This window comes from Pseudoalteromonas sp. BSi20311 (genome assembly GCF_000239875.1).
GTDB lineage: Bacteria > Pseudomonadota > Gammaproteobacteria > Enterobacterales > Alteromonadaceae > Pseudoalteromonas.
On sequence record NZ_BADU01000131.1, the window covers coordinates 22,198 to 48,242 of the forward strand.

Annotated in this window: 25 protein-coding genes and 2 pseudogenes; 14 read left to right on the plus strand and 13 right to left on the minus strand. The window is 39.7% G+C overall.

What is annotated here, in order from left to right:
* The first annotated feature begins 30 nt into the window (after positions 1-30).
* The 3 genes from P20311_RS13575 to P20311_RS13585 all read left to right on the plus strand — a co-directional run bounded on the left by P20311_RS13575 (position 31) and on the right by P20311_RS13585 (position 2,972).
* Positions 31-780 carry an electron transfer flavoprotein subunit beta/FixA family protein gene (locus P20311_RS13575; protein WP_008113816.1) on the plus strand — a complete coding sequence of 250 codons (750 nt, stop codon included), beginning with the start codon at positions 31-33 and terminating at the stop codon, positions 778-780.
* Complete coding sequence (locus P20311_RS13580; RefSeq protein WP_008113818.1) at positions 781-1,707, plus strand: electron transfer flavoprotein subunit alpha/FixB family protein; 927 nt, start codon at positions 781-783, stop codon at positions 1,705-1,707.
* Between the two features lie 185 nt (positions 1,708-1,892).
* Positions 1,893-2,972: an acyltransferase family protein gene (locus P20311_RS13585; RefSeq protein WP_008113820.1), complete on the plus strand. Its 1,080-nt coding sequence runs from the start codon at positions 1,893-1,895 to the stop codon at positions 2,970-2,972.
* Positions 2,973-3,097: 125 nt separating this feature from the next.
* Here the strand turns inward: P20311_RS13585 and asnS are convergent, their stop codons facing one another.
* Entirely contained in the window at positions 3,098-4,495 is a 1,398-nt protein-coding gene (asnS, locus tag P20311_RS13590) for an asparagine--tRNA ligase (protein ID WP_008113822.1), read from the minus strand.
* A gap of 286 nt (positions 4,496-4,781) precedes the next feature.
* Between asnS and P20311_RS13595 the strand changes: the two genes are divergently transcribed.
* The gene (locus P20311_RS13595; protein WP_008113825.1) at positions 4,782-5,216 is read left to right on the plus strand and encodes an ATP-binding protein; all 435 of its coding nucleotides are present in this window, start codon (positions 4,782-4,784) and stop codon (positions 5,214-5,216) included.
* Between the two features lie 3 nt (positions 5,217-5,219).
* On the opposite strand, the pseudogene P20311_RS13600 reads toward P20311_RS13595, so the two are convergent.
* The 7 genes and pseudogenes from P20311_RS13600 to bioA form a co-directional block, all read right to left on the minus strand.
* Positions 5,220-5,660 (minus strand): annotated as a pseudogene (locus P20311_RS13600) (CatB-related O-acetyltransferase); the annotation flags it as partial.
* 242 nt (positions 5,661-5,902) lie between these two features.
* Positions 5,903-6,112, minus strand: a complete 210-nt coding sequence (locus P20311_RS13605) for a hypothetical protein (protein WP_008113834.1) — start codon at positions 6,110-6,112, stop codon at positions 5,903-5,905.
* A gap of 30 nt (positions 6,113-6,142) precedes the next feature.
* On the minus strand, positions 6,143-7,153 hold the full coding sequence (locus P20311_RS13610) for an ABC transporter ATP-binding protein (RefSeq protein WP_008113836.1): 1,011 nt from the start codon (positions 7,151-7,153) through the stop codon (positions 6,143-6,145).
* A 12-nt stretch (positions 7,154-7,165) separates the two neighbouring features.
* Positions 7,166-8,665, minus strand: coding sequence for an iron ABC transporter permease (locus P20311_RS13615; RefSeq protein ID WP_036932919.1), 1,500 nt, complete (start codon positions 8,663-8,665; stop codon positions 7,166-7,168).
* Complete coding sequence (locus P20311_RS13620) at positions 8,665-9,705, minus strand: ABC transporter substrate-binding protein (RefSeq protein WP_008113840.1); 1,041 nt, start codon at positions 9,703-9,705, stop codon at positions 8,665-8,667. The genes P20311_RS13615 and P20311_RS13620 overlap by 1 nt, the downstream gene beginning before the upstream one ends.
* Positions 9,706-10,518, minus strand: a complete 813-nt coding sequence (locus P20311_RS13625) for a hypothetical protein (protein WP_008113841.1) — start codon at positions 10,516-10,518, stop codon at positions 9,706-9,708.
* A 179-nt stretch (positions 10,519-10,697) separates the two neighbouring features.
* Positions 10,698-11,999 (minus strand): adenosylmethionine--8-amino-7-oxononanoate transaminase, encoded by a 1,302-nt coding sequence (gene bioA, locus P20311_RS13630; protein ID WP_008113843.1) that lies wholly within the window; start codon positions 11,997-11,999, stop codon positions 10,698-10,700.
* A gap of 95 nt (positions 12,000-12,094) precedes the next feature.
* Between bioA and bioB the strand changes: the two genes are divergently transcribed.
* The 5 genes from bioB (at position 12,095) to htpX (ending at position 16,830) form a co-directional block, all read left to right on the plus strand.
* Positions 12,095-13,135, plus strand: a complete 1,041-nt coding sequence (bioB, locus tag P20311_RS13635; protein WP_008113846.1) for a biotin synthase BioB — start codon at positions 12,095-12,097, stop codon at positions 13,133-13,135.
* A gap of 14 nt (positions 13,136-13,149) precedes the next feature.
* Positions 13,150-14,304, plus strand: coding sequence for an 8-amino-7-oxononanoate synthase (locus P20311_RS13640; protein ID WP_008113848.1), 1,155 nt, complete (start codon positions 13,150-13,152; stop codon positions 14,302-14,304).
* Positions 14,301-15,134, plus strand: a complete 834-nt coding sequence (locus P20311_RS13645; RefSeq protein WP_008113850.1) for a methyltransferase domain-containing protein — start codon at positions 14,301-14,303, stop codon at positions 15,132-15,134. The genes P20311_RS13640 and P20311_RS13645 overlap by 4 nt, the downstream gene beginning before the upstream one ends.
* Before the next feature lie 10 nt (positions 15,135-15,144).
* Positions 15,145-15,828, plus strand: a complete 684-nt coding sequence (gene bioD / locus P20311_RS13650) for a dethiobiotin synthase (protein ID WP_008113852.1) — start codon at positions 15,145-15,147, stop codon at positions 15,826-15,828.
* 138 nt (positions 15,829-15,966) lie between these two features.
* The gene (htpX, locus tag P20311_RS13655; protein WP_008113854.1) at positions 15,967-16,830 is read left to right on the plus strand and encodes a protease HtpX; all 864 of its coding nucleotides are present in this window, start codon (positions 15,967-15,969) and stop codon (positions 16,828-16,830) included.
* Positions 16,831-16,903: 73 nt separating this feature from the next.
* On the opposite strand, the gene gloA is transcribed toward htpX, so the two are convergent.
* A complete protein-coding gene (gloA, locus tag P20311_RS13660) occupies positions 16,904-17,431 on the minus strand; it encodes a lactoylglutathione lyase (RefSeq protein WP_008113856.1) in 528 nt (175 codons plus the stop codon).
* Positions 17,432-17,815: 384 nt separating this feature from the next.
* Positions 17,816-18,760 (minus strand): TIR domain-containing protein, encoded by a 945-nt coding sequence (locus P20311_RS13665; protein ID WP_008113858.1) that lies wholly within the window; start codon positions 18,758-18,760, stop codon positions 17,816-17,818.
* A 193-nt stretch (positions 18,761-18,953) separates the two neighbouring features.
* Between P20311_RS13665 and P20311_RS13670 the strand changes: the two genes are divergently transcribed.
* From P20311_RS13670 to P20311_RS13690, 5 genes are all read left to right on the plus strand, one after another.
* Positions 18,954-19,859 (plus strand): hypothetical protein, encoded by a 906-nt coding sequence (locus P20311_RS13670; RefSeq protein ID WP_008113860.1) that lies wholly within the window; start codon positions 18,954-18,956, stop codon positions 19,857-19,859.
* 156 nt (positions 19,860-20,015) lie between these two features.
* Complete coding sequence (locus tag P20311_RS13675) at positions 20,016-20,249, plus strand: hypothetical protein (protein WP_008113861.1); 234 nt, start codon at positions 20,016-20,018, stop codon at positions 20,247-20,249.
* A 109-nt stretch (positions 20,250-20,358) separates the two neighbouring features.
* The gene (locus tag P20311_RS13680) at positions 20,359-20,937 is read left to right on the plus strand and encodes a cold shock domain-containing protein (RefSeq protein ID WP_008113864.1); all 579 of its coding nucleotides are present in this window, start codon (positions 20,359-20,361) and stop codon (positions 20,935-20,937) included.
* Positions 20,938-21,058: 121 nt separating this feature from the next.
* Positions 21,059-21,358, plus strand: coding sequence for a DUF6419 family natural product biosynthesis protein (locus P20311_RS13685; RefSeq protein WP_008113866.1), 300 nt, complete (start codon positions 21,059-21,061; stop codon positions 21,356-21,358).
* 52 nt (positions 21,359-21,410) lie between these two features.
* Positions 21,411-21,785 carry a hypothetical protein gene (locus P20311_RS13690; RefSeq protein WP_008113868.1) on the plus strand — a complete coding sequence of 125 codons (375 nt, stop codon included), beginning with the start codon at positions 21,411-21,413 and terminating at the stop codon, positions 21,783-21,785.
* 87 nt (positions 21,786-21,872) lie between these two features.
* Here the strand turns inward: P20311_RS13690 and P20311_RS13695 are convergent.
* The 3 genes and pseudogenes from P20311_RS13695 to P20311_RS13705 all read right to left on the minus strand — a co-directional run bounded on the left by P20311_RS13695 (position 21,873) and on the right by P20311_RS13705 (position 25,814).
* A pseudogene (locus P20311_RS13695) lies at positions 21,873-23,065 on the minus strand (acetyl-CoA C-acyltransferase family protein).
* Between the two features lie 223 nt (positions 23,066-23,288).
* On the minus strand, positions 23,289-24,719 hold the full coding sequence (locus tag P20311_RS13700) for an aerolysin family beta-barrel pore-forming toxin (protein ID WP_008113871.1): 1,431 nt from the start codon (positions 24,717-24,719) through the stop codon (positions 23,289-23,291).
* Between the two features lie 213 nt (positions 24,720-24,932).
* Positions 24,933-25,814 (minus strand): LysR family transcriptional regulator, encoded by an 882-nt coding sequence (locus P20311_RS13705; protein WP_008113873.1) that lies wholly within the window; start codon positions 25,812-25,814, stop codon positions 24,933-24,935.
* Positions 25,815-26,045: the final 231 nt, after the last annotated feature.

A 26,045-nucleotide genomic window follows, 5' to 3' on the forward strand; every position in this document is an offset into this window, starting at 1 on the left:
CTTATAGGTTTAAATAATTATGGAGTCCCTATGAAAGTTCTCGTACCAATAAAAAGAGTGATCGACTACAACGTAAAAGCTCGCGTTAAACCTGACAACAGCGGTGTTGATTTAACTAACGTAAAAATGGCCATGAACCCATTTTGTGAAATTGCGGTAGAAGAAGCGATTCGTTTAAAAGAAGCGGGTACTGCAACCGAAGTAGTTGTTGTTACTATTGGCGCTAAAGCATCTCAAGAACAATTACGCACAGCACTGGCTTTGGGCGCAGATAAAGCGATTCATGTTGAAACAGAAGAAAATTTAGAGTCTTTACATATAGCAAAATTGCTTGCCAAAGTAGTTGAACAAGAATCGCCTGAACTGGTTATTTTAGGAAAACAGTCAATCGATTCTGATAATAATCAAACAGGTCAAATGCTAGCGGCGCTGACTAACCGTGGTCAAGGTACGTTTGCTTCTAAAGTGGTTATTGAAAATGGCAAAGTAAATGTTACTCGTGAAGTTGATGGCGGTTTACAAACCGTTGCACTTAATTTACCCGCAATAGTCACCACCGATTTACGTTTAAATGAGCCTCGTTATGCGTCGCTACCTAATATTATGAAAGCCAAACGTAAGCCGTTAGAAGTTATTGCGGCTGATTCGCTAGGTGTAGATTTAGCCCCGCGTATTGAATTGGTCAGTGTAGAAGAGCCTGCAAAACGTAGCGGCGGGATTATTGTTGAAGATGTTGCACAGCTTGTAGAAAAACTTAAAACAGAGGCAAAGGTGATTTAAATGAAAACTCTTGTAATTGCAGAGCACGATAACGGTGCCTTAAAACCAGAAACCTCAAAAACGATTAATGCCGCTAAAAAATTAGGCTTTGACGTAGATGTATTATTAGCAGGCATAAACCTTGGCGCCATGAGTGAGTCACTCGCGAGCATTGAGGGTGTTGCGAATGTTTTACTTGCTGATAATGCAGTTTATGAGCATCAACTTGCTGAAAGCATGACAGATCTAGTGTTATCACTTGCAGATAGTTACAGCCATATTGTGGCAAGTGCAACTACTACAGGTAAAAACTTTATGCCGCGTGTTGCCGCATTATTAGATGTAGCGCAGATTTCAGAAATTATTGACGTAATTGACGCAGATACATTTAAGCGCCCAATTTACGCGGGTAATGCTATTGCAACGGTTAAATCGCTCGATAGTAAAAAAGTGATCACAGTACGTGCAAGTAGCTTTGATTTACAAGGCGAGCAAGCTCCAGCTAATGTAACCGCTGTAGATGCAGTCTCTGATTCACAGTTAAGCAGTTTTGTTAGTGTTGAACAAACTGAATCAGAGCGTCCAGAGCTAACGGCTGCAGATGTGGTTATTTCGGGTGGTCGTGGTATGCAAAATGGTGAAAATTTTGCATTATTAAATGGCATTGCCGATAAACTCGGTGCCGCTATTGGTGCATCACGTGCAGCGGTTGACGCGGGCTTTGTGCCTAACGATATGCAAGTAGGGCAAACAGGTAAAATTGTCGCGCCTAATTTATATATTGCTGTGGGTATTAGTGGTGCCATTCAGCATCTTGCGGGTATGAAAGATTCAAAAGTTATTGTTGCCATTAATAAAGACCCTGATGCGCCAATATTCCAAGTAGCTGATTACGGTTTAGTTGCTGACTTATTTGATGTTTTACCACAGTTAGAGCAAGCACTATAAAGGACAGCAATAAACCGCTCCTAAAGTAACAAATTCTGATTTAAAGCCGCAGTTTCATTATTGATTCTGCGGCTTTTTTAATTCAACAACTCCACTTATCTAAATTACTTGCGATTTAAGTTTTTTTACTACAAAGTGACAGCGTTGTCATTTGTAGAAATACAAATTATTAAATAGGAGCCAAAATGACAAGGTATAAAGCACTTGATGCTATGCGTGGGCTAACCATAGCGTTAATGATACTGGTAAACACTCCGGGATCGTGGTCCCATGTGTATGCCCCTTTACTTCATGCAGATTGGCATGGTTGTACCCCTACGGATGTAATTTTTCCGTTTTTTATGTTTATTATTGGCTCTGCGATGTTTTTTTCGTTCAAAAAAACTAACAGTGCAGCCAGTGCTAGCCAAGTATTAAGACTAGTTAAACGTGGAGCAATTATATTTGCCATTGGTCTAGCTTTAAATATTTATCCCTTTACTACCAATATTGAAAACTTGAGAATATTAGGTGTACTGCAACGTATAGGGATAGCCTATATTTTAGCGTCTATCTGTGTGTTGTTTTTAAATAGGCGAGGGGTGTTAACGCTATCGGTTATTATCTTAGTTGCTTATTGGTTATTACTGTTAAGCGTTGGCGCTGAAAACGCTTATACACTCGAACATAACCTAGTTAGAGCGGTTGATATTGCCGTACTAGGTGAGTCGCATTTATGGCAAGGCAAAGGGCTCGCATTTGATCCAGAAGGGCTGATCAGTACGTTACCCGCTGTGGTGAGTGTCTTATTTGGTTTTGAAGTAACGCGCCTGTTAACGAGCACAAGTTGCCAGTGGGCAAGTATTAAACGGCTGTTAGTTATTGGTGTAGTTGCAGTTGTTATTGGGCAATTAACCTCAATGGTGATGCCAATTAATAAATCGCTTTGGACTAGTAGCTTTGTTATTTACACATCCGGGATTGCTTGTATTGTGTTGGCATTTTTTGTTTGGCTTTGCGACATTGTTAAACCTGAGCGCCTTGTTAATCCATTAATTGTGTATGGGTCAAACCCACTGTTTATATATGTATTATCGGCTGTGTGGGTACTGAGCTATTCACTGATTAATATTGGCGAGCTAAACTTGGGGGATTGGATGTATCAGCAACTCGCCTTGGTTATGAGCGCTAAATTGGCATCGTTCACCTTTGCTTTATTGCATGTTATTGGCTTTTGGGTAATTTCGAATATGCTTTATAAACGAAAAATATTTATAAAGATTTAGTATTTATAACAATTTTCTTCCTTAAGCGGGAGGCAAATTGTTCAAGTATTTATGCACATTAATATATCAGACAATAAAAAACCAACCCGCGGGTTGGTTTTTTATTTAACGTTACAAAGCTTAGCTTAGTAAGTTGCGCTGCCTTTAGTACGAGGGAATGCAATAACATCACGTACGTTACCCATACCGGTAACATAAGCAACTAAACGCTCAAAACCTAAACCAAAGCCAGAGTGTGGCACGCTACCGTATTTACGTAGGTCGCGGTACCAGCTGTAGTCTTCTTTGTTTAAGCCCATCTCTTCAAGGCGTGCATCTAATACATCAAGACGCTCTTCACGTTGTGAACCACCAATGATCTCACCAATACCTGGTGCAACTACGTCCATAGCTGCAACAGTTTTGCCGTCTTCATTTTGACGCATGTAGAATGCTTTAATATCACGCGGGTAGTTTTTAATAACAACCGGTGCTTTAAAGTGTTCTTCAGCTAGGTAGCGTTCGTGCTCAGACTGTAAATCTACACCCCATTCAACGTCGTACTCAAATTTCTTGCCACACGCTTTTAAAATCTCTACAGCGTCGGTGTAGTCAACTTGGGCAAAGTCTTTTTCAACAAATTCTTCTAAACGGCTAATGGCTGTTTTTTCAACACGTAATGCGAAAAATTCCATGTCGTCACGGCGTTCTTCTAATACGGCTTTAAACACGTACTTAAGCATGTTTTCAGCAAGTTTTGCGATGTCTTCTAAATCAGCAAACGCAACTTCTGGCTCTACCATCCAAAATTCAGCAAGGTGACGTGAAGTATTAGAGTTTTCTGCACGGAACGTTGGGCCAAAGGTGTAAATTTTTGACATAGCTGAAGCGTACGTTTCACCATTAAGTTGGCCTGAAACCGTTAAAAAGGCTTCTTTACCAAAAAAGTCTTCGCTGTAATCAATCTCGCCTTTGTCCGTCATTGGCAGATTTTGCATATCAAGCGTTGATACACGGAACATCTCGCCTGCGCCTTCACAGTCACTTGCAGTAATAATTGGCGTGCTGATCCAGTAAAACCCTTGCTCATGGTAAAAGCGGTGGATTGCTTGTGCTAAACAGTTACGGACACGTGTTACTGCGCCAATCATATTAGTGCGAGGGCGAAGGTGAGCGTGTTCACGTAAATACTCAATGCTGTGGCGTTTAGCCGACATTGGGTAGGTGTCTGGGTTTTCAACCCAACCTAACACAGTTACTGAGTTAGCTTGAATTTCGAAAGATTGACCTTGTCCTGCTGATTGTACTAATACACCGGTAACCGACACAGAACAGCCTGCTGTTAAGCTTGTAACTTCATCATAATTATTCAGTGAATTAGGAACTACCGCTTGAATAGGATCAAAACACGAACCGTCATGAACGGCTAAAAATGATATTCCTGCTTTTGAATCGCGGCGTGTACGGATCCAGCCTTTAATGGTTACTTGGCTGTCTACCGCAACATTGCCTTTTAATAGCTCTGAAATCGCTAAATGGCTCATCTTCACTCCAATGATATAAGTTGCCTAACTATATAAATTAACTGTGCGTTACTCGTGCTATTTAGCATTTGAGGTCACTGCACTTGAACCTTGTATAATACCTAGTAAAGTAAAATAAAAAAACTGTTGTGGGCAACTCTTTAAAAGTTTTTAGTGGTACGTTGTTTTTTTAACCAATTTTTACAGTTAAATAACCACTATTACCATTTGTTGCTCTGAAATTTCATCAATTTGTGGCATTATTAGTAAATAAACCGAATTGACGTATTAATAAAAAATGGATGCTATGAAACAAGTTTTTATTTTACGAGGGCTACCAGGCAGTGGTAAGTCATATTATGCGCAAAATCTCGCCGAGGAACTTTCCGGTGCAGATGAAAGCCAATATTTTATTTGCTCAACAGATGATTACTTTGTTAACGAGCAGGGTGAGTATCATTTTGATAAGTTTAAATTATCGCAATATCATAATTTAAACTTGGCCCGTTTTATTAATGCCTTAGCACAAGGCATTGAACTGGTAATAGTGGATAACACCAATATTAAAAAGTGGGAATTTATTGCCTATTCACAAGCAGCCATTGCTTTAGGCTATCAGGTAAAAGAAGTGATTGTTGGCGAAGTGAAAGATAAATCAATGCAACACTTATACGCAAAACGCAATAGCCATAACATACCGTTAAAAACGATTAGTAAAATGGCTTACATGTTTGAGTGGTAATTATTAAATTTTAGCTAATACGTCTATATCAGAGTGTGTAATGGCATCTAAATGAGCGGTGATTTTTTCACTGCTCCAGTCCCACCATGCAATCGCTAGAAGTTTATTAATTGTCGCATCATCAAAACGCTTTTTTATCAATTTTGCAGGGTTACCGCCAACAATGCCATAGGCGGGCACATCAGACGTTACCACAGATTTACTTGCTATAATGGCACCATCACCGACTTTTACTCCTGGCATAATGGTGGCGTTGTAACCTATCCACACATCATTACCTATTTCAGTATCTCCCTTAAAAGGTAAATCACCTTGTTGAGGTGCAGATTTTTCCCAGCCATTACCAAATATAAAAAATGGATAAGTAGAAAAGCCGGAGGTTTGATGATTAGCCCCATTCATTATAAAAGTAACGTCTTTAGCTATCGCACAAAACTTACCGATTTGGGGTCTGTTTACCTATCAGGATTAAGATTTGTTCAACCTAAGGGCGATTAAATTGCGGCGCGAGGTTTGTAACCTAGTGGGCTAAGTAAAAACCGAGCAACAAAAAGTTAATTGTCCCTAGGCAGAACCCTACGGGCAGTGCGTGTTTGGCATTAATGCTGCGTTATCGCCTAATTATGTGGAAAAACCACACTACATAGGCTCCGCCTTGCCTAAAAACCAAACACACTACTGCAAATTTAATCTCGAAAGATAAACAGACCCCGTTCATCCCCGATAAAATCGAAATGGTAAAGTACATTTTTTTCAAAGTTTTCAGGGCCGTCAGGGTCGTCGTAATAGGTGTAATCACCAACATCTATATTCGCAGAGGTGATAAAGTTTTTTAAATAACCTACTTGAGGAAACCCTTCCATAGGTGATGGATTGTTTGGATTTGGTCCGTTCATAGTTTCCTCCAAAGTAGAATATATAAAGCGCTAGCTTTTAAATGCCGCCAGCGGATGAGAGGTACTAAGCGATACATGTACGTTATCACCAGGATTTACCACTACTTCATGACTCACCCGACTTGTAACCACAGTACCACAGGCTAGTTTTATGGCGCATAATCTGCTGCCGCCTTCAAAGCGTACCCAAATAACTTCGCCATTATTACCTACGCTGCTTTGTACTAATAATACATCATCGGGACGAAGTAACACCTCTACCTCACCGTGTTCACAGTCAACACCATGGGCGGGCACATTACCAATATCGGTAATTGCTTGGCCGTTATTCAGCGTTCCTTTTATAAAACTAGCTTCACCTAAAAAGCGTGCTACAAAGCGATTGTTGGGCATACTAAAGCATTGCTCAGGACTATCAATTTGCTGTATTTTTCCGCCTTTTAGCACGCCAACACGGTCACCCACCGAAAGTGCTTCTTCTTGGTCGTGCGTAACCCAAATAGCGGGTACGCCGGCTTCTTTAAGTGCATTTCGTATATCCCAACGTAGCATGTCTTTTAAAGCCGCGTCTAAGTTTGATAGTGGCTCATCAAGTAATACAAAGTCTGGCTGGTGGGCTAGGGTACGCGCTAATGCTACGCGCTGTTTTTGCCCGCCAGAAAGTGTCGCTGGTTTTTTATGTCTAAACGCATCTAAACCGAGTAGCTTTATCCAATGATCGGCAGGGCTTGTGTCTTTTAGTTTAAAACACACATTTTGCTCAACCGTTAAATGGGGAAACAGCGCAAAGTCTTGAAATACCATACCTACGCTGCGTTTTTCAGGGGCTACAGTATGCTTTGGTGTCGCTGTCCATTTAGCGACCTTAATTTCACCGTCGCTAATTGGTAAAAGCCCAGCTAGGGCTTGTAAAATAGTACTTTTACCACAACCTGTTGGACCAACAAGCATTAAAATTTCGCTTTCACCTAACGTGAAATTTAAGTCACTAACAACACGATTACTGCCATAATCTATAGACAACTGACTTACAGATAGCATTTAAATAAATCCTTAATGTTCAAACTGGTTGCGTTTCTCGCCAGACATCATAATAGCTAAAGCCGCCGCCGAAATCACCACCAACAATAACCCTGGTATTGCTGCGCGGCCAAAATAACCGGCTTCGTAAACACGCCATAAATACGTAGATAAGGTTTCAAAACCAGTTGGACCCAATAATAGTGTGGCTTCTAATTCACGCATCGACTCTAAAAAGACTAAAGCGGCACCTGCAATAATACCACGCATAGTCAGTGGTAAAGTAACACGTGTGAAAGCTTCACGCGGGCTTGCGCCTAATACCCGGGCTGATTTTACTAAGCTTGGATCGAGGTGCTCGGTGCTGGTACGCACAGAGCCAACCGCAAGTGGTAAAAAACGTAGCATATAAGCAATGATCAACAAGCCCAGTGTTTGATATAAAAAGGGTAGTTGTAAGCCGCCATACACAAGCGCTGTGCCCATAACAATCCCCGGAATACCAAAACCAAAGTAAGTAACGCGTTCCATCACTTTACCTGCTTTTCCTGTTAATGCCGCATGCGCCACAGGAATAGCCACAATAACTGTAACAATAGCTGCAATCGCTGAAGCGTAAGTAGAATGCCATGCAATACTAAAATCAAACGAACTAAAACCATCACGCATTAGCCAAAGTGTAAATACTGCTAGTGGTAAGCCAATAGCAAGTAACAAAATTGGTGCAAAGGTGGCAAACATCGCGCCTAATTGCCATTTTTTTGGGAATAAAATAAGGGGTTGGCCTTGGCGTTCAGACGCAGTTTTAATTTGCGATTCAATCATTAGTAAAAAGCCAACAATTACCATTAGCTGCATAGACAACATAGCCGCACGGCTCAGTTCAAAGGCGTTATATTCTACATAAATAACGCGAGTGAAAGTGTCTAAACGCATCATTGCCGGTGTACCAAAGTCAGATAGCGTATATAAGGCAACGAGTAACGAGCCCGCAGCAATACCATTTACAACACGGGGCAAAATAACTTTAAACACGCTTTGTGTCATCGACATACCCAATGTACGAGCTGCATTGACCATGCTCGCATCTAGGCTAAGTAGGGAGGAGCGGGTTGTCATCATTACAAACGGGAAGGTATACAGGGTCATTACAATGGCGGCGCCAGTTAAGCCATACATAGAAGGGGTTTCAAAACCAAGTAAGTTATGTATTTCACCACCAGGGCCAAATGCAGCATAAAGCGTAAATGCACCAATATAACTTGGTATAGCTAAAGGGGCGGCAAATACTACTAACCAAAACTTTTTAAATGGCAACTGCACATAAGCGCTAATAAACGCCAGTGGCACACCAATTAAAATTGAGCCTAATACAGTTAAGCCCATTAACGACAGAGTATTTCCTAAAATGGTTAAATTATGGCTATCAAAAAAAGAGCTTGCGTCACTGGCAAGCGTTATTAAAACAAAAATAGGAGTAAGGGTAACAAGCGCTGCAAGCAGCGCCATAGGATAAGATGGTGGTATTCGCATTATAAAACGCCGCTGCTGCGCATTAAGTCAATAGTTGGACGTAAGTCAGCCAACTGAGTTAAGTCTATTTTAGGTGGCGAAATACTGGTTAATTTAGGCAAGCCATCAGGTTGCTTTATGCCATTTACTAGCGGAATTTCATACGCTTCACTGGCTAAATAACTTTGTACTTCAACACTGAGTAAATAGCGCATAAAGTTAGTTGCTAGTGGGTCGTCAGATAACGATAAAATACCAGAGGCATTCACTAAACAACCGGCATCTTGCTGTGTAAATGCAAGATCAAGTTTAGCGTCGGGCTTACCAGACTTCAAACGTAACGTGTAGTAGTGATTAGCAAAACCAATATCTACTTCACCACGTTCAACGCCCATTACCACACCGAGTTCGCCAGCGTAAGTTTTTGAGCGTTTTTGCACTTTTTTAAGCCATTTAGCAGTTTTATCATCGCCTTCTAAAATTCGCATAGCGGTAACAAACGATTGAAAAGAAGCATAAGCGGGTGCCCAACCAATACTTAAATCACTGTCTGCAATTTCCATAATGCTTGTTGGAATTTGCTCTTTGGTTAAGCGCTCAGTATTAAAAGGCAAAGTACGTATACGACCAGTTACAGGTGCCCACTCATCATATCTAAACTGTGGCTGTAGCTGTGCGGATAAATCATTTGGCAATTGTTTAGCAAGGCCGGCATCGGTTACTAAACCAATAGCACCCGAGTCGACAGCCCAAAATAAGTCGGCACGTTTAACACCTGCCTTAGCTTCAGCAACAATCGTATTAGCCAATGCCGCAGTTGGGCCGCGTCGAATAGCAAGATCTAAATCTGGGTTCTTTTTTTGAATGGCTTGTAATACATTTTCGTATAAGCCACCTTCACCACGCCCTAAATAAAGGGTTAATGCGCCTTTAAGTTTAGGTAATGTATCTACCGACACGGGGTTGGCGATATCAGCGGCAAACGCACGTGAAAGCGATAGCGGCAAAGCACCCGCTACCCCTAACGCAGCTAAGCCTTGAATAAAGGTTCTGCGTTTCACTTAAAATACATCCTTACGTGATTTTTCAGCTTTTTCAATTAGCGTTTGTGCACGAGTTAACTTAGTTTGCATATCAACAACCACGTCACGTACTTGGTCTACAGTTTTATTAGTTGAAATAGCCTGCGGTAGCGTTACATTAAAGTCTTTTTCAAGTACTTCTACTAAGTTAGCGTCTTGCTCAATGAGTGTGCCTTCAACGCCTTCAAATAAATGCAGGTAAGTATCGTGAACTATACTAGTTGCTTCATCGTTTAAGCGTTCTGCGTATTTAGCGACCACTCGGTCTAATTTGTGTTTAATTTCATCAATGGTCGCGCTTTGCGTCATTTCTTTTGTTGCTGTGGCTGTAACGCTTTTTAATAACCCTTTTTGTTGAAACTGAGCCGCAAGCTTAACTGCGCCAAGGCCTTGCCATAATGCATTGTTCATTGCTTGTTGCTGCGTACGTACTTCTGACGTTGGCTTTTTGTTATCAATAGCCATTTTTATGCCATACAAACCTTGCCAAATAGAGGCATACACAGGGACATAATTTGTTTCTATGGCACTGTGAAATTTAACCGATTCCCAGTACTCAATTAAGTCATCAGTGTTAACTGCTTTAGCGCCTTTTTTCTCGTAATTGCTTACTAGGGTATCAACCTTTGAAACCATCCACTCAACGTCTTCGTTGTAGGTTTTTAAATTAGCTTGAAGGTGATTAACATGCTCACCAATTGGGCCATTAGCAAGTGCCGGTTGTGCAAAAATCGCAGAGGCGAGTAAAAAAGTTGCACTTAATGTCTTGGCAGGCTTAAGTAATATTTTCATAGCAAGTGAGTCCATAAATGTTATTGTAAATGATAGTCATTATCATATCCCTAAAGAACTTTCAGATCAACATACTAAATCAAGCCAAAGGACTAAATTTACTAAACTTTACAGAGGAATAATAACTAAATGGATATATCAATTAAATTTTAACTTTCGTGGCTAAAATAATTAACCATCTATACGTAATGTTTACCCTTTATAGCGTTATATATTGCATCACAAAGGTGTTTTATACTGGTATCGTCACTTATATATGGCGGCATTAGGTAAATTAGTTTACCAAAGGGTCGTATCCACACTCCTTGGCTAACAAAATAAGCCTGAACTTTAGCTACATCTACTATTCCTGCCTCATCTGTCAGCTCTACCACGCCAATGGCACCTAAAGTGCGAACATTTGCTACATCAGTAAGTGAGTTACACTGATGTAATTGCTGTAACGCTTGGTTTATTTCACAAATTCGCCGTTGCCAATTTTGTTCCAGCAACAAGTCTATACTGGCACACGCTACGGCGCAGGCGAGAGGATTACCCATAAATGTAGGTCCGTGCATCAAAACACCGGCTTCACCTTCGCTAATGCCTATTGCTATTTTGTCGGTCGTTAACGTGGCTGATAAAGTCATGCTGCCGCCGGTGAGTGCCTTGCCAATGCAAAGTATATCTGGCTGTACATTGGCGTGCTCTACAGCAAACATTGTACCGGTACGGCCAAAGCCCGTAGCAATTTCATCGCAAATGAGCAGTACATTGTATTGAGTACATAACTTGCGCACACAGGCTAAATAATCAGGGTGATAAAAGTTCATTCCTCCTGCGTTTTGTACTATGGGTTCAATAATAAAGGCGGCAACGTGCTGGTGGTGATTTAAAAAATAGTGTTCTAGTTCATCCGACTCGGCTTGATTAAACTCGTCATTAAATTGGCTAACAGGTGCAGGTACAAATACATGCTCAGGTAAAAAGCCAGAGTACAAGCTATGCATAGAATTAACCGGATCGCACACACTCATGGCCGCAAAAGTATCGCCATGATAGCCCTTAAACGGAGTCATTAACTTTTGTTTAGTAGTAATACCTTGGCTTAACCAATACTGCAGTGCCATTTTAATCGCGACTTCAACACTTACCGAGCCACTGTCGGCTAAAAATACTTTGTTTAAATGTTCAGGCGTTATCGCTACTAGCTTTTTACAAAGCTCCACTGCGCTGTAATGGGTAATGCCGCCAAACATTACATGGCTCATTTTATTGATTTGCTCTGTCATCGCATGATTTAAAACGGGATGATTGTAGCCATGTATTGCGCTCCACCAAGAGGCCATACCATCAATGAGTTTTTCACCTGTTTCTAAGTAGATAAGGTTGTGATTGGCGTGTGTAACAGGGTAAACCGGAATTGGTTGAGTCATTGATGTATAAGGGTGCCAAATGTGATTTCGGTCAAAATCAAGGTCTATTGTTTGTTTTGTGTTCATATGTAAACTTTAACTAAGTGGAGTTCGTTGACAATGGTACGGCAATACGTATTCTAAGCCAATAACACCAAGAGCAAAAAATAAAAGAGAGTATTATGGAGCTTGCAACAGTTCGCCACGATTGGACCCATAGCGAGGTTAAAGCCTTATTTGAAATGCCGTTTAACGATCTGCTTTTTAAAGCCGCGACCGTACACCGTGCTAATTTTAATCCTAATCAGTTGCAAATTTCTACTTTACTATCAATAAAAACAGGTGCTTGCCCTGAAGATTGTAAATATTGCCCGCAGTCTGGTCATTATAAAACCGACCTAGAACGAGAGCGCCTGCTAGAAGTAGAAAAAGTGGTAGAGCAAGCACGCCTTGCAAAACAAAAAGGCGCCACCCGTTTTTGTATGGGCGCTGCGTGGTCAGATCCTAAAGATCGTGATATGCCGTACATTTCAAAAATGGTTAAAGAAGTAAAAGAGCTTGGCCTTGAAACCTGTATGACGTTGGGCAAGCTTACTAATGAAAAAGCCCATGCATTGAGTGATGCAGGGCTTGACTACTATAACCATAATTTAGATACCTCACCTGAATATTACGAACAAATTATATCTACCCGTACCTTTGCAGATAGACTAAACACTATCGATCATGTGCGTGATGCCGGTATGAAAGTTTGTTCTGGTGGTATTGTCGGTATGGGTGAGCAACCCAGCGATCGTTATGGGTTATTAATGCAATTGGCTAATTTGCCGCAGCAACCAGAAAGCGTCCCCATTAACATGCTAGTAAAAGTAAAAGGGACACCGCTTGAAAACGTAGACGACTTAGATCAGTTTGAGTTTATTCGTACTATTGCCACCGCGCGTATTATGATGCCGCACAGCTATGTGCGTTTATCGGCAGGGCGCAGCGCAATGAATGAGCAAATGCAATCGATGTGTTTTTTTGCCGGTGCTAATTCCATTTTTTATGGTGATAAACTCCTGACTACAGAAAACCCAGAAGCTGATGCCGATATGCAATTAATTAAAAAACTGGGTATGAACCCTGAAACGGCAGAAGACTATTCAGATGAAGCCGTTGCTGCGTCGTTATCTTCTAAAGTGGCCGATAAAGCCAGTTCAGAATTGTTTTATCCTGCTTAACATTGTGTATTGCTATGTCATTTGATTTTATAAATAGCCATTTACAAGCGCGCCAGCAAAGCGCGCTCAACCGCAAGCGTTATGTTATTGAGCAAGCCAGTGCGCGTGAAATTATAGTTGATAATAAACGCTATCTTAACTTTGCCAGTAACGACTACCTAGGCTTTGCCGATGAGCCCACTTTGTTTGAAGGCATGCAGAGCTTAGGAAGTCATAGCTCTGCTTTAGTTACTGGCTATCAAGGTGCGCAGAAACAGCTCGAAAAATACTTATGTGCTCAGTTGGGCTATAACAATGCCATGCTGTTTAATTCGGGCTTTAGTGCTAATAGCAGTGTTATAAAAGCGCTATTTCAAGATAAAGCCATTGCTCAACAAAGTGCGATTTTTCAGGATAAACTTAATCATGCGAGCTTAATCGACGGCGCATTGCATGCAAACGCAGCACTTGTGCGCTTTAACCATAACGACATGAATCATTTACGTTCACGGCTCGAAAAGTCCAATGCTAAGTATAAACTGATCGTGAGTGAGGGTGTATTCTCAATGGATGGCGACCAAGCACCATTAATTGAGTTACTTAGTTTAGCTAAAGCACATAACGCCTGGTTAATGATAGACGATGCGCATGGCTTTGGCGTACTGGGAAAATCGGGTTTGGGAAGCTGTGAGCCACTTATAGCGGCAGATAATTTACCAGATATTTTAGTGATCACCTTTGGTAAAGCGGTGGCAAGTAGCGGGGCGTGTGTATTAGGTTCAAGTGAATTTATTGATTACATGCTGCAGTTTAACCGCGATTACACTTATTCGACCGCAATGTCGCCATTTATTGCTTCGCATACATTATCAAGAATTAAAACCATACGTGATGCAAATCACAAGCGAGCAAAATTAAACGCCAATATTGCTTTATTTAAACGTTTAGCCAATGAGCACAAAATTGCCTTAATGGATTCGACCACTGCCATTCAACCCTTAGTTTTAGGGTGTGCCGAACAGACTTTAAAAGCCTGTGAGCAGCTCAAACAACATGGGATTTGGCTAACCGCTATTCGTCCGCCCACGGTGCAGCATAATACATCAAGGCTACGCGTTACCTTAACCGCCGCCCATACCGAGCAAGACATAACAACATTGGTAAATTGTTTAAAAAAGGCCATTGCATGACAAGCGCACAAGCTACAAATACGAACTCGTGTATAAAGTCACCGTTAGCTTGTTTAGCTGTTAGTAGTTTAAAGCAGGTAACGCAACGCAAGTTTTCAACGGCGGCAAACCAATATGTAGCCCATGCGCATGTGCAAAAACAAGCAGCAATCGATTTAATTAAACTCATTAAGCTTGATGCGAGCACAAAGCACAAACACTGTATTGATTTAGGCGCGGGGCCGTTAGTGAATACCCAAGCGTTACAAGGAATATACAAACAGGTAATTGCCATGGATTTAAGCCTCAACATGCTTAAAAATAGTGCAGTAAACGCACCGCGTATTTGCGCCGACATGGATAATTTGCCATTACAACAAAATAGTATTGATGTGGTATTTAGTAATTTTGCAATGCAATGGTCGGCTAATTTTGAAATGCTAATGTATTCATTACATTCAGCTTTAAAGCCCGGTGGGCAGGCGTACATAAGTACGGTGGTAGAAGGCTCACTACATGAAATAAAAACGGCGTTTGCCGCGCTCGATTCGCATAGCCACATTAATAACTTTTTAAGTAGCGATAATATAAACCAATCGGTCAAAAAGGCAGGGTTTATTGTTAATAACGCGACAAAGGTTATTTTTACCGATGAGTTTACCAGCCCGCTTAAAGCGATTAGCTCAATTAAAGCCATTGGTGCAACGTCGCAAAATAAAGCAACGCAGCGCCCTGGTTTATTAACTAAATCGGCGCTACAAAAAGTATGTGCGGCGTATCCGCTTGTAAACAACCAAGCCCATGTATCTTACCATGTGGTATTGTTATCATTAGAAAAAGCAAAAATTTAAAGGTAAGGCAATGCAGCAATTTTTTATTACCGGTACCGATACCGACGCTGGTAAAACCCACGTAACTAGTTTGCTATTAAAGTTACTCGCCCAACATAAGCAGCGTGCAATAGGTTTTAAACCTATTGCATCAGGGTGTGAACTTGCGTTTGATCAGCTCGTTAATGCCGATGCTTTAATGCTAATGAAAAGCGCGACTGTGAGTGCTAAATACGACATTATTAATCCGTTTGCTTTTGAGCCCGCCATAGCTCCGCACATTGCAGCAGAGCAAGTGAGAGTAACCCTAAGCGTTGAAAAGCTACGTACCGCTTATAAAAATGTGAAGCAACAAGGTGCAGACTACCTGCTAACAGAAGGTGCGGGCGGCTGGGCATTGCCAATTAATAATAACGAATATTTATATGACTGGGTAAAAGCAGAGCAACTACCCGTAATATTAGTGGTAGGGATGAAACTTGGCTGTATTAATCATGCTTTACTCACTGCAGCCCATATGCAAAGTATGGGTGTTAATTGCATTGGCTGGATTGCTAACCAAGTTGATGCCACTATGGATGAATACCAAGCAAACTTAGATTCACTTAAAGCACGCTTACCTTTTCCAATGCTTGCTATAAGCCCCTATACCGAGCAAACCCCTAAATTACAAATTTATAAAACCCTGCTTGAAAAATTATTACTAAATCCATAAATAACCCTTGTGTTGTGACATAGTTTGTCACAGAATGGCGCTGACGTTATGACATAGTGTGTCATAACGCAGTGATTGCTATAGCCGATCAACAAAAAGAAATCGCTCAGCAATAAATGTTATTTTTGGAGACCATGTATGAAACGTGTATTTTTGTTTTTATTAACTAACTTAGCGGTTATGTTGGTATTAGGTGTTGTGCTTTCAATAATAATGAGTGCGCTGGGCTTAAGCCATCGTAGCTTAGGTGGTATTTTATTAATAGCTGCTGTATTTGGTTTTGGTGGGTCGTTTATTTCGTTATTTATGTCGAAATGGATCGCCAAAAAATCAACCGGTGCGCAAGTGATCACCCAACCTCGTACCGAAACCGAACAATGGCTGGTAAGCACTGTGGCTGCTCAAGCTAAAAAAGCCGGTATTAACATGCCAGAAGTGGCTATTTACGACAGCCCAGAAATGAACGCCTTTGCAACCGGCCCGAGTAAAAATAACTCGCTGGTGGCGGTAAGTACGGGTTTATTACACAACATGACCCAAGATCAAGCCGAGGCAGTGCTTGCGCACGAAGTATCGCACGTGGCTAATGGCGACATGGTAACGCTAACGCTTATTCAAGGCGTGGTTAATACCTTTGTTATTTTTGCCGCAAAAGTACTGGCGGGAATTGTAGATAATTTTATAAATAGCGATGAAGAAGAGGGCGGCAGCAGCTGGACTTACTTCTTATTTGATATGTTATTCCAAGTATTATTTGGTGTATTAGCCAGTGTGGTGGTTGCTCATTACAGCCGCAAACGTGAATTTGCAGCCGACAACGGTGCAGCTCAGTTGGTAGGCGCAGATAAAATGCGTTCAGCCCTTGAGCGATTAAAGCAAAACCACCCATCGCAATTAGAAGGCTCAATGATGGCCTTTGGTATAGCCAGTGGTAAAGGCATGGCTGAGTTGTTTTCATCTCACCCACCGCTTGATGCACGTATAGACGCACTACGTCGTTAAAAAAATTCAAGTTTTTCACAGTACTTGTAAACAAAAAGCCTGCATTTGCAGGCTTTTTTATGTTTAATAGTTTTTATTGTGATTGAATAATGTCTGTAATGCCCTCTGGCGAAAGTATTTCAATCCAGTAACCGTCAGGGTCTTTAATAAATGCAAGGCCCTTCATTGAGCCGCCATCTGGCTGTTTTACAAACTCCACATCGTATTTAGCAAAGCGCTCACAAGCAGCGTATACATCGGGCACGCTTATACCAATATGGCCAAAGCCTTTTGGTTCTTCATTACCACTGTGATAACCGGTAAAGCTGTCGTCGTTTTCAGTGCCCCAGTTATGGGTAAGCTCAATCAGCGCAGGGCGGCGAAACACCCACTGGGTTTTTTCTTTATCATCGCCTATAGGCATATCTTGCTCATAGCCTAAAAAGTACAAGGTAAACTCCATACCAGGAAAGTCGTACTTTCCTAACAGCTTCATACCTAATACGTTTTCATAAAATGCCAGCGACGGTTTTGGATCTTTAATACGCAACATAGTTTGTTGCATCACATAGCCCTCAGTGGCTTGTGCAATTTGCTCTGGAGATTCGTTATAGCTAGACATGAGATAATCCTTAATGAAATGACTGAAAACCTTAATGGATTTAAAAAGGCAGGGAATACGTACATCATAATAAACAGCAGCAAAAATTAAAACCATCGAGCTAAATTACCAGCCAGTGAGCTGAATGTTTTATAAGCGAAAAATGGCATATTTAGCTGTGCTGTTTATTTATACAGTAGTAGTGTTTTGTCTAATATTACTGATCTCCACCATTTTGGGGTATTTCTGCATTTATTAAGCATGAGCAGCAGTTAACTAGTTGTTTACAGGTGTTTATTTGAGGGCTAAGATAAATGCAATGTAATATATGGACATTTGTCGGTTTATAAAACGACAAATGTCGTAGACAAAGTTGTTATAAGCCCTGATAGGTTTGGCGTATGTTTAAATAATTCTGTTCATATCTATTTCACAGCCTGACTCTTTCATTTCTTTTGCTAATTTGAACTTCCATGCTCCAGCAGCATCAAAATTTTCGTAAACAACTCCACTAATATCGTTTGGTTTTTCGATATTCCCTTTAACTATTGCAGTTACGTTTTCTCTACCTAGTTTCCCTATGAAATACCCATGTTCAAAAATTACATTTTGACGAGCTCTTGGTGATAGCTCAGTTAACCCAGCCTTAGAGCCTTGATCACAGGGTGTATATAAAACAATGGCAAAACATACTTCACCAGCATACTTTTCAATTTTTTCAATTATCGTTTTACTTGAACTAGCTTGCTCATGCAATATTATTGGCTCAAGCCCTATTTGACTTACAAATCGAGCTAATTGTTCTTTTGCCAAATCATCATGACCATGAACAATAAACACCTTATTCTTCTGGGGTGTAATAGGCGTGTTGTAAACTGGATGCTCTTGAGGGAAAGGTTGCGACACTGCTTTAAATACCCCTGCAGCGGATGGATGCATAACTGGAGCGTTGTGAACTTGGGTATTTATAATGTTTGGTTGTTTTGTTGGGGAGGGAGCTACAGGAAAACTAGTGTTTTCTAACCTCATAGCAATCTGTAAACAATGCCTTTTTAATTCCTGATTCCTATTTTTGTTGTATGGGTGTAGTAAATGTTTATCGTCATCATCTTCAATTATATCACGAATTAATTTACCAACTAATTGATTAGATTCTAAATCCCATATAGCGCGCATTCTATTCGCTTTTGAGCCTGAACCAATTTCGTATTTATCTGAATAAAGCTCTATATCTACAGATTCTGCAATAAATTGCGCTAAAGAATTATTAGAAAAATCTAAAAAATAACCACTACTCATTTCAAAAAAAGTTTCTAGTTTTCTACGTTCTTTAGTGGTTAAATCAGACATTTTCGACCTTTATTAATTAAATCAGACAACTAGCTTCTTTCATTGGTTTATATTAACCTTGTAAAGGGCTTATAACAAGCCACTTAAGCAGGACAAAAAACAGTTGGCTTTTGCTCGTGCCTCGCTTATTTTAACCAACAATTTTTTGCCTCTTAGTGGGGCGTTATGCATTAAATTTGAGTTTGGTAAGTAAATGAAGTTAATCGAAGAAATTATCGAGTTGTTAAGCTCTGGAGAAAGCAACTTAAAAGTAGCATTGTTGAAAACAAAAGTACTTCTTCATCAGTTAGGTGAGAAAGAGCTTTTCGATTGGGTTGATAGTGAGCTCAGAGGATATGGAAATCGTGAGTCTGTCCCCTCCTATAGGAAACTGCATCTTACAGTTAAAGGCAATTTGAGTAATTCTGTATACAGATATCAGAATCAAACTCTGCCTTTGATGCACTTAGATGATGAAATACGTGAAAGGCTAGACACTAAATACTTGATGGACAGCATAGCTGTTATCGAGCAGTATTCAACTCAAGAAAATTTGCAGGTAAGTATCGCACCTGAGTTCTATCCACTCCTGTCTGAGGGTTTTGATACTAGCTATGGTGTAGAAACCGCTTGGGCTGTTCATTCTGCTGGTGCGATGACGCAAATATTGACAGAGGTTACGACTCGACTTTTAGATTTCGTTTTGGAATTGTCTGAAAAATTTCCAAATGAAATGGAGTTGAGTGATATGAAAACAAGAGCGAAAGAGGTTGGCGTGTCAGATTTATTTAACAATGCAGTTTTTGGTGATAATGCCACTATCGTAGTTGGTGATTCAAATACTCAAACTATTCGTAATACCGTAAACAAAAATGATATGGCTTCCTTAATCGAAGTCCTCAAACAAAATAAAGTTAGTGATGAGGATATAGAGTCACTTCAAGTTGCACTAGAAACCGATAAAGGTAGTGCGGAAGTAGAATCTGGTAACTTTGGTTCAGCCGTATCGGGCTGGATGGGCACAATGGTTTCTAAAGCAGCGTCAACACTATGGGATGTTAAGGTTGGTGCTGCTGGTAGTCTATTGGCTACAGCTATCGGCAAGTACTATGGGTTTTAATGCATAACAAACCATAGGGGTCAAATCTTGACTTCAGACATCAAATTCATGCGGGAACCTTATAAGTTGCTTTTAAAATAAAAAGCTAGTGGCTCACTAGCTAATTAATTTCTAAGTCAAATTAAGGAAAAGGATTATTTATGAAAGGTATTAATTATGAAAGGTATTAAACGTATTTGGTTTTGGTTTACGCTAGTTGTGTGCCCATTGTTAATTATTTTAGGTGTGGCTACCTTTGCACAGTTATTTGGGCAGTACATGTATTCTCAGCAATTTAGTTTCTCGTCACTATCAAGCTTTCAAATTGCGTTTATGGGGGGCGGAATTTGTGCGTTTTCTGTATTTTTAAGCACATTAAAAGAAGCAAAAATACGCTTTTTTGCAAAATGAGTTAGTTAATAGGGAAAATTGCTAAGTTTAACTCACTAAGGCTTGCTTGGTTTTAAACCTTTTTTAAAACGGGTGTAAAATTAACAGCTATTAAATGGATGATTCAAGGATGAACAAAGGATTATTAAAATCTTGGAATGACGATAAAGGCTTTGGCTTTATTAAATCAAGCACACTACAACACGATACCTTTATACACATTTCATCGCTAAAACATATGTGTCGTAAACCTAAAGTGGGTGACATTATCTATTTTGAGGTTGCGACTGAGCCTAACGGTAAAACTAAAGCTGTAAATTGCCGTATTGAGGGCGTACTCGCACAACCACACATAAAAGCTTCATCAAGGCCGGTTAGAATAAGTAAAACCTCAGGTAAGAACTCACCTTTAATGAAACTTATAACACTTGGTATTATTTTTAGTATTGGTTTTAGTGTGTATAAAACCGGTTTTTTAAATACCAAGCAAACACCAGTCGTAACTAATGCTAACTTAGAGTCATTTATGCCCGCGAGTTCAAGCTCACTTAATAAAACACCACCAACATTTCGTTGTGATGGCCGCCAACATTGTAGCCAAATGACCTCGTATGCAGAGGCATTATTTTTTATTCAACATTGCCCAAATACTAAAATGGACGGTGATAGAGATGGCGAGCCTTGTGAACGGCAGTTTGGAAATAGGTAGTTTTTATATTGGGGTTATTAATAAACTAAAAATTAGTTGATACCTGTTAAGTGGAATACGATTTTTAGTAATACAGTTATAAATAGCTGGTGGATTAAAGCCATTTATCATGGAGGTTGTTATGTTTAAAGTAATAATTGGATGTGCTGTTATATTTTCGTTTGTTTGTATGTTACTCGCCGCGGCGCCTTTTACGCCTGCAGTTTCAGGTTCATTTATTATGCTGTTATTCGCAGGGGCTATAGGTTACAAGGGCTATCTGCAATCAAGCTTAATACTACTGTTAATTAATACGCTGGCGGTTATTGGCAGCCCAGGTATAAATCTAGACAACACCCAAACATTACTGTTTTTACCAATATTATTTTTAATTTCATTTGGTGGTGTTTTATTAGGCGTAAGAAAGTTAACGAAATTGTAAAAGAAGATGCCGGAGGGATATATGATTATATTATGGAGCAGGTTAATAAATTATGAGTGATAGAGAAATTTGGGTCGCTATATTAATTATGTCATCTATTATTTCTGGGATCCTTTATGTAGTTTTTGGCCAAATGACCGTACGTAAATTAAGAAAAAACCCTAAAACAAAAGATATACTCGGTCTAGAGGTTATTAGTGGTTGGGATATTATAAATGTTGCTCAAGCATTCTCCTTGCCAAGGCGTTGGTTACTTAAAATTGAAAAAAGTAAGTTTTCTTTTATGTATGCGCACTCTTCGTTGTTATTTGAAAATACAACCAAATTCGATAGATTTCTTGGATGTATCTTTTATTGGTTATTAACACTTTCGGGTCTATTTGGCGCTTTACTCGTTGTACTTAACTTATTTGGCGTTTTTAGTTAATTGGTGTAAATATTGAATTGGCTAGTTATGTGACTAGCCAATTCAATTATCAACTTTATTACTACAAAAATGATTTAGCTTTACTCATTAAAGCGCTTCAAAAATGGCTGCTATGCCTTGCCCGCCACCAATACACATTGTGACTAGCCCATATTTGCCTTGAGTTCGTTTGAGTTCGTACAAGCATTTAGTTGATAAAATTGCACCCGTTGCGCCAACAGGGTGGCCTAAGGCAATTGCACCACCATTCGGGTTTACCTTATGGGCAGGAAAGTTTAATTCGTTTGTAACGCACAGTGCTTGTACTGCAAAGGCCTCGTTAGATTCAATCACATCTATATCGTCAAGTGTTAAACCCGTTTTTTCAAAAACCTGCTTTACTGCAGGAATAGGGCCGATACCCATTAAAGTAGGATCAACGCCGGCTCTGGCATAACCCACTAAACGAGCGAGCGGTTTTAAGCCCTGCTCATTAGCTTTTTGCTCTGACATAAGTACCAACATGGCTGCACCATCGTTTATACCGGATGAGCTTGCTGCGGTAACGGTTCCATCTTTTTTAAAGTAGGGCTTTAAAGTTGCAAGCTTATCGACTGTGGTATCGGCGCGAACATGTTCGTCGGTGTCAAAATGTGCGTCCCTTTACGTGATTTAATCTCGATAGGCACAATCTGCTGTTTAAAATGACCTGCAGCAATGGCTTTTGCAGCTTTATTATGGCTGTTTGCTGCGTACTCGTCTTGTTGCTGACGGCTAATTGAATATTTTTCTGCAATGTTTTCAGCTGTTATTCCCATCGGGTTATTATCCCATGGGTCTTGTAAGGTCGTGGTGAGCTCATCAACCATAGTGCTATTACCCATTTTTTGCCCCCAGCGGTTACTTTCGAGGGTGTAGGCAGAGCTACTCATGCTTTCTGCTCCGCCAGCAAGGGCTGCATCTACATCACCTAATTGAATTTGTTGTGCCGCTTGTATGATTGCTTCAAGCCCTGAACCACATAAGCGATTAAGCGTTACAGCGTGGCTGCTTATAGGTAACCCAGCATCTAGTCCAATAACCCTTGATAGGTAAGCGTCTTTTGGGCCGTTATGAATAACTTTGCCTACCACACATGAGCCAATTTGGTCAGGGGTAAGCTGAGATCGGTTTAGTGCTTCTTTTGCGCACAGAGTGCCAAGCTCAGCGGGGCTAAAATCTTTAAGGCTGCCACCAAAGCCACCAATTGCGGTACGAACCGCACTGAGTATTACTACGCTGTTGTTTGTATTTTGTGTCATTGCTGTTCTCTTATTATTTTTATAATCACTTTTGCTGAAATATGTTTAATAGACAAAGGAGATCAATACTTCTTCTAACATCAAAGCATAACTTTTAAATAAACTAAAGGCGAGGTTGGGTTGAGCTGTATGTGTTTTCTAATAAAGTAAAATAGGCGTGTGATAATTATATTTTTGTGTAAATTTATAAAATAGGGCTCTCATTATGAGAGCCCACGGGGATTTATAAATCAATCATTTCAATATTAACAACTACATTTTTAAAACCAGCATCTTCAAACTCTTTTTTTAATTTTTCTGCACTTGAGTAATCACTAGCTGAAACACTTCGCTTACTTCTTTGGTTAGTGACAAGTGGGGTTTCATCACCAAAATAAACGCTACCAGCAAATTGGCTTTGTGCATAAAAGTGGCCTGTTAGGGTTGTTTTTTTAGGTCTTAAAACATGACTTAAATAGTATTGCATTGTTGATAAGCTTGTTTGTTGTATCATCCAAGGCCAATCCCATTTTTTATTCTCACCTGGTATATAGCGGTGTTCCCATTGATACTCAATGCTCTTTTCTTGACCTGCCCAACGGCCTATTACAAAATTAGCAGTGTCATTAGGTCTGTTTTCAGGATGGCTTAATAAAGCATTGCCTCTCCAACGCATAAAGCCATTTATTGATAGATCGTAAGTAATATCAGCATCGAATGAATAAGGATACGATATTGATGATTTAAACAAATCGACCTTAGCATTAAGCTTTGTGAATGCTGGTACATTGGTTCTTGCCTGTACAACAACACGTTCAGCTTCTGAGCCGCCGTTACTTGTTCCCCATGCTTGCTCTGCTGCTATAGTAACCGATAACGAAGTGTCTGATCCGCCAGTAACTGAAGGGGATTTCCATGTATTGGATAATGTAACAGACTCAGAAATACTGTAGTCATTTGTTTTAGACCAATTAGTAGCAGCATCGTATTCAATGGTAACGACTGACATTTGAGCTGCTGACGTGTCATTCACTGCAGGGACTGTTAACGTTTTAATTAGTTCTTTGTCGGCAGCAACAATATCACCTGTTATTTTATATGATTCGTTATCCATCACATATTCAAAGTTAGATACGGTAATAGCTGATTTTTCATCACATCGATAACCATCACAGCTGCCCCCATTATAACCTTGTATTTTCCATCCAGAGCCTGCTTTAGATACCTCCATGTCATCACCCACATAGCTTGAGCGATTTCCACCAACCCACGCAAATCCCATTGTGTGAGCAAGGTATGAAAGGGGTTTTATAAAACTCTCTTTTTGATTTACTAAGTCCCATTCAATTTGGCTTTGACTGCCAGGGGATACTTTTACTGGACTTAATGTAGGAATTTCATTAATGGGATCGGTAGGGTAGCACCAAGAATTTGCAGCAGACCCTTGTTTTATTTCACCTGCGTAGCCAGAGCCCATAATAACCCAACCATCAGCTAATCCCGTTATTTGCCACTTACCCATTTTATTAATAAGCTCGTTTCTGTAGGTTTGCGCTTCGGCCTTTGTTATTAATCTATTATCAGCTGAGCATAATCCAGCGCCTAAGCTTTCATTTTTAAGTTGATCTGGATAAATTGCCGTTGTGTTGGCACTTACAAAACTAGTGTGTGACAAAAGCAATAGGGGTAATTATTTTTTTCATTAAGTTACATCCTTTAAAAAATTATATTTAAACTAGGCCCTAATTAAATAATCTAATTTTGGACCGATTTTGATTCTAAAGAACTCGCTAATTTTTTATAGAGACTTAAATGAAAGTTGGTTTTTCAAAAAAATTAGTTGCTTAAACATTACAAAAAATTAATAAAAGTATAAGTGATGAGGTATCTACATTTTGATCCCTTTAAGAGAATGCTCTAAAAAATCGATTAAGTAGCGTGTACTTTTTGGAATTAGTTTATTAGGCCATATCAGGTTTACATCTCGCTTAATGGGTGTGTACTGAGTTAATACCTCTACTAGGCTTTGGTCTTTTATATGCGGTAATAAACAATATTTTGGACCATAATAAACACCTCTTCCTTCAATAGCAGCTAATGCACACATTTCTATATCGTTAGAAATAAAGTTGGCTTGAGGTTTAAAAATTACCTGTTCACTTTTATTTGCTTTAAAGGACCAGTTTTCGAATGGCGAGCACGATATGTGGGGTAGTTTAGCTAAATCGTCAAAATTACTTGGTATGCCATATTGCTCAATTAAACTCGATGAACAAGCTAAAACAAAACTCATTTGGTTAATAACTTTACATATATTTTGTGAGCTATCTAGTTTTCCAATTCTAATGGCTAAATCAAACTCAGTGGCTTTTAAATCAAGGCGTTCATCCGATAGCATCATATGAATCTTAATATTTGGATAAAGTAATGTGAATTGATTTATAACGCCTGAGAAGTACACACTCTTTATAAAGTTTTGCGGCGCTATTAGTTTAATTTTACTCACTTTATTTTCACTGAAATTCTTAAAATTGCACAGCGTAGTTTGTAAACCTTCTACATGGGCTAGGCAGTGGCTATAAAAACTCTTTCCAGGCTCTGTTAACCGCAGCCTTCCTTTTTCACGATAAAACAACGCTAACGATAAGTCTTCTTCAAGTTTTTTTATTTTTCTTTGTAACGTGGGTAAAGGAATATTTAACTTTACTGACGCTTCATTAAATGTTTTGTAATGATTTACTTTTATAAAAAGCGCGATGATATCAAGCAAGGAAAATCTCCTGTATAAATTTAAGGTATGAAATTGTATTTAGTACTTAATAACTAGGTTAGGTTATAAAACTAGTTATTTAATTAAAGTACTCATTAGTCCCTTTTGTGGCAACAAAAAATTTACCTTTGAATTAAATCATCTAGTAACTTGTTTTAAGCTAGGATGTACTTGTATGGACACACTGGTAACTTAAGGTTCTTCAAATAACCCTTATTGATAATAAAAGCG

Bases quoted from the DNA above. Each gene is read 5' to 3' on its own strand.
- P20311_RS13575 (WP_008113816.1), top strand. From the start codon at position 31: ATGAAAGTTCTCGTACCAATAAAAAGAGTGATCGACTACAACGTAAAA.
- P20311_RS13580 (WP_008113818.1), top strand. From the start codon at position 781: ATGAAAACTCTTGTAATTGCAGAGCACGATAACGGTGCCTTAAAACCA.
- P20311_RS13585 (WP_008113820.1), top strand. From the start codon at position 1,893: ATGACAAGGTATAAAGCACTTGATGCTATGCGTGGGCTAACCATAGCG.
- asnS (WP_008113822.1), bottom strand. From the start codon at position 4,495: ATGAGCCATTTAGCGATTTCAGAGCTATTAAAAGGCAATGTTGCGGTA.
- P20311_RS13595 (WP_008113825.1), top strand. From the start codon at position 4,782: ATGAAACAAGTTTTTATTTTACGAGGGCTACCAGGCAGTGGTAAGTCA.
- P20311_RS13605 (WP_008113834.1), bottom strand. From the start codon at position 6,112: ATGAACGGACCAAATCCAAACAATCCATCACCTATGGAAGGGTTTCCT.
- P20311_RS13610 (WP_008113836.1), bottom strand. From the start codon at position 7,153: ATGCTATCTGTAAGTCAGTTGTCTATAGATTATGGCAGTAATCGTGTT.
- P20311_RS13615 (WP_036932919.1), bottom strand. From the start codon at position 8,665: ATGCGAATACCACCATCTTATCCTATGGCGCTGCTTGCAGCGCTTGTT.
- P20311_RS13625 (WP_008113841.1), bottom strand. From the start codon at position 10,518: ATGAAAATATTACTTAAGCCTGCCAAGACATTAAGTGCAACTTTTTTA.
- bioA (WP_008113843.1), bottom strand. From the start codon at position 11,999: ATGAACACAAAACAAACAATAGACCTTGATTTTGACCGAAATCACATT.
- bioB (WP_008113846.1), top strand. From the start codon at position 12,095: ATGGAGCTTGCAACAGTTCGCCACGATTGGACCCATAGCGAGGTTAAA.
- P20311_RS13640 (WP_008113848.1), top strand. From the start codon at position 13,150: ATGTCATTTGATTTTATAAATAGCCATTTACAAGCGCGCCAGCAAAGC.
- P20311_RS13645 (WP_008113850.1), top strand. From the start codon at position 14,301: ATGACAAGCGCACAAGCTACAAATACGAACTCGTGTATAAAGTCACCG.
- bioD (WP_008113852.1), top strand. From the start codon at position 15,145: ATGCAGCAATTTTTTATTACCGGTACCGATACCGACGCTGGTAAAACC.
- htpX (WP_008113854.1), top strand. From the start codon at position 15,967: ATGAAACGTGTATTTTTGTTTTTATTAACTAACTTAGCGGTTATGTTG.
- gloA (WP_008113856.1), bottom strand. From the start codon at position 17,431: ATGTCTAGCTATAACGAATCTCCAGAGCAAATTGCACAAGCCACTGAG.
- P20311_RS13665 (WP_008113858.1), bottom strand. From the start codon at position 18,760: ATGTCTGATTTAACCACTAAAGAACGTAGAAAACTAGAAACTTTTTTT.
- P20311_RS13670 (WP_008113860.1), top strand. From the start codon at position 18,954: ATGAAGTTAATCGAAGAAATTATCGAGTTGTTAAGCTCTGGAGAAAGC.
- P20311_RS13675 (WP_008113861.1), top strand. From the start codon at position 20,016: ATGAAAGGTATTAAACGTATTTGGTTTTGGTTTACGCTAGTTGTGTGC.
- P20311_RS13680 (WP_008113864.1), top strand. From the start codon at position 20,359: ATGAACAAAGGATTATTAAAATCTTGGAATGACGATAAAGGCTTTGGC.
- P20311_RS13685 (WP_008113866.1), top strand. From the start codon at position 21,059: ATGTTTAAAGTAATAATTGGATGTGCTGTTATATTTTCGTTTGTTTGT.
- P20311_RS13690 (WP_008113868.1), top strand. From the start codon at position 21,411: ATGAGTGATAGAGAAATTTGGGTCGCTATATTAATTATGTCATCTATT.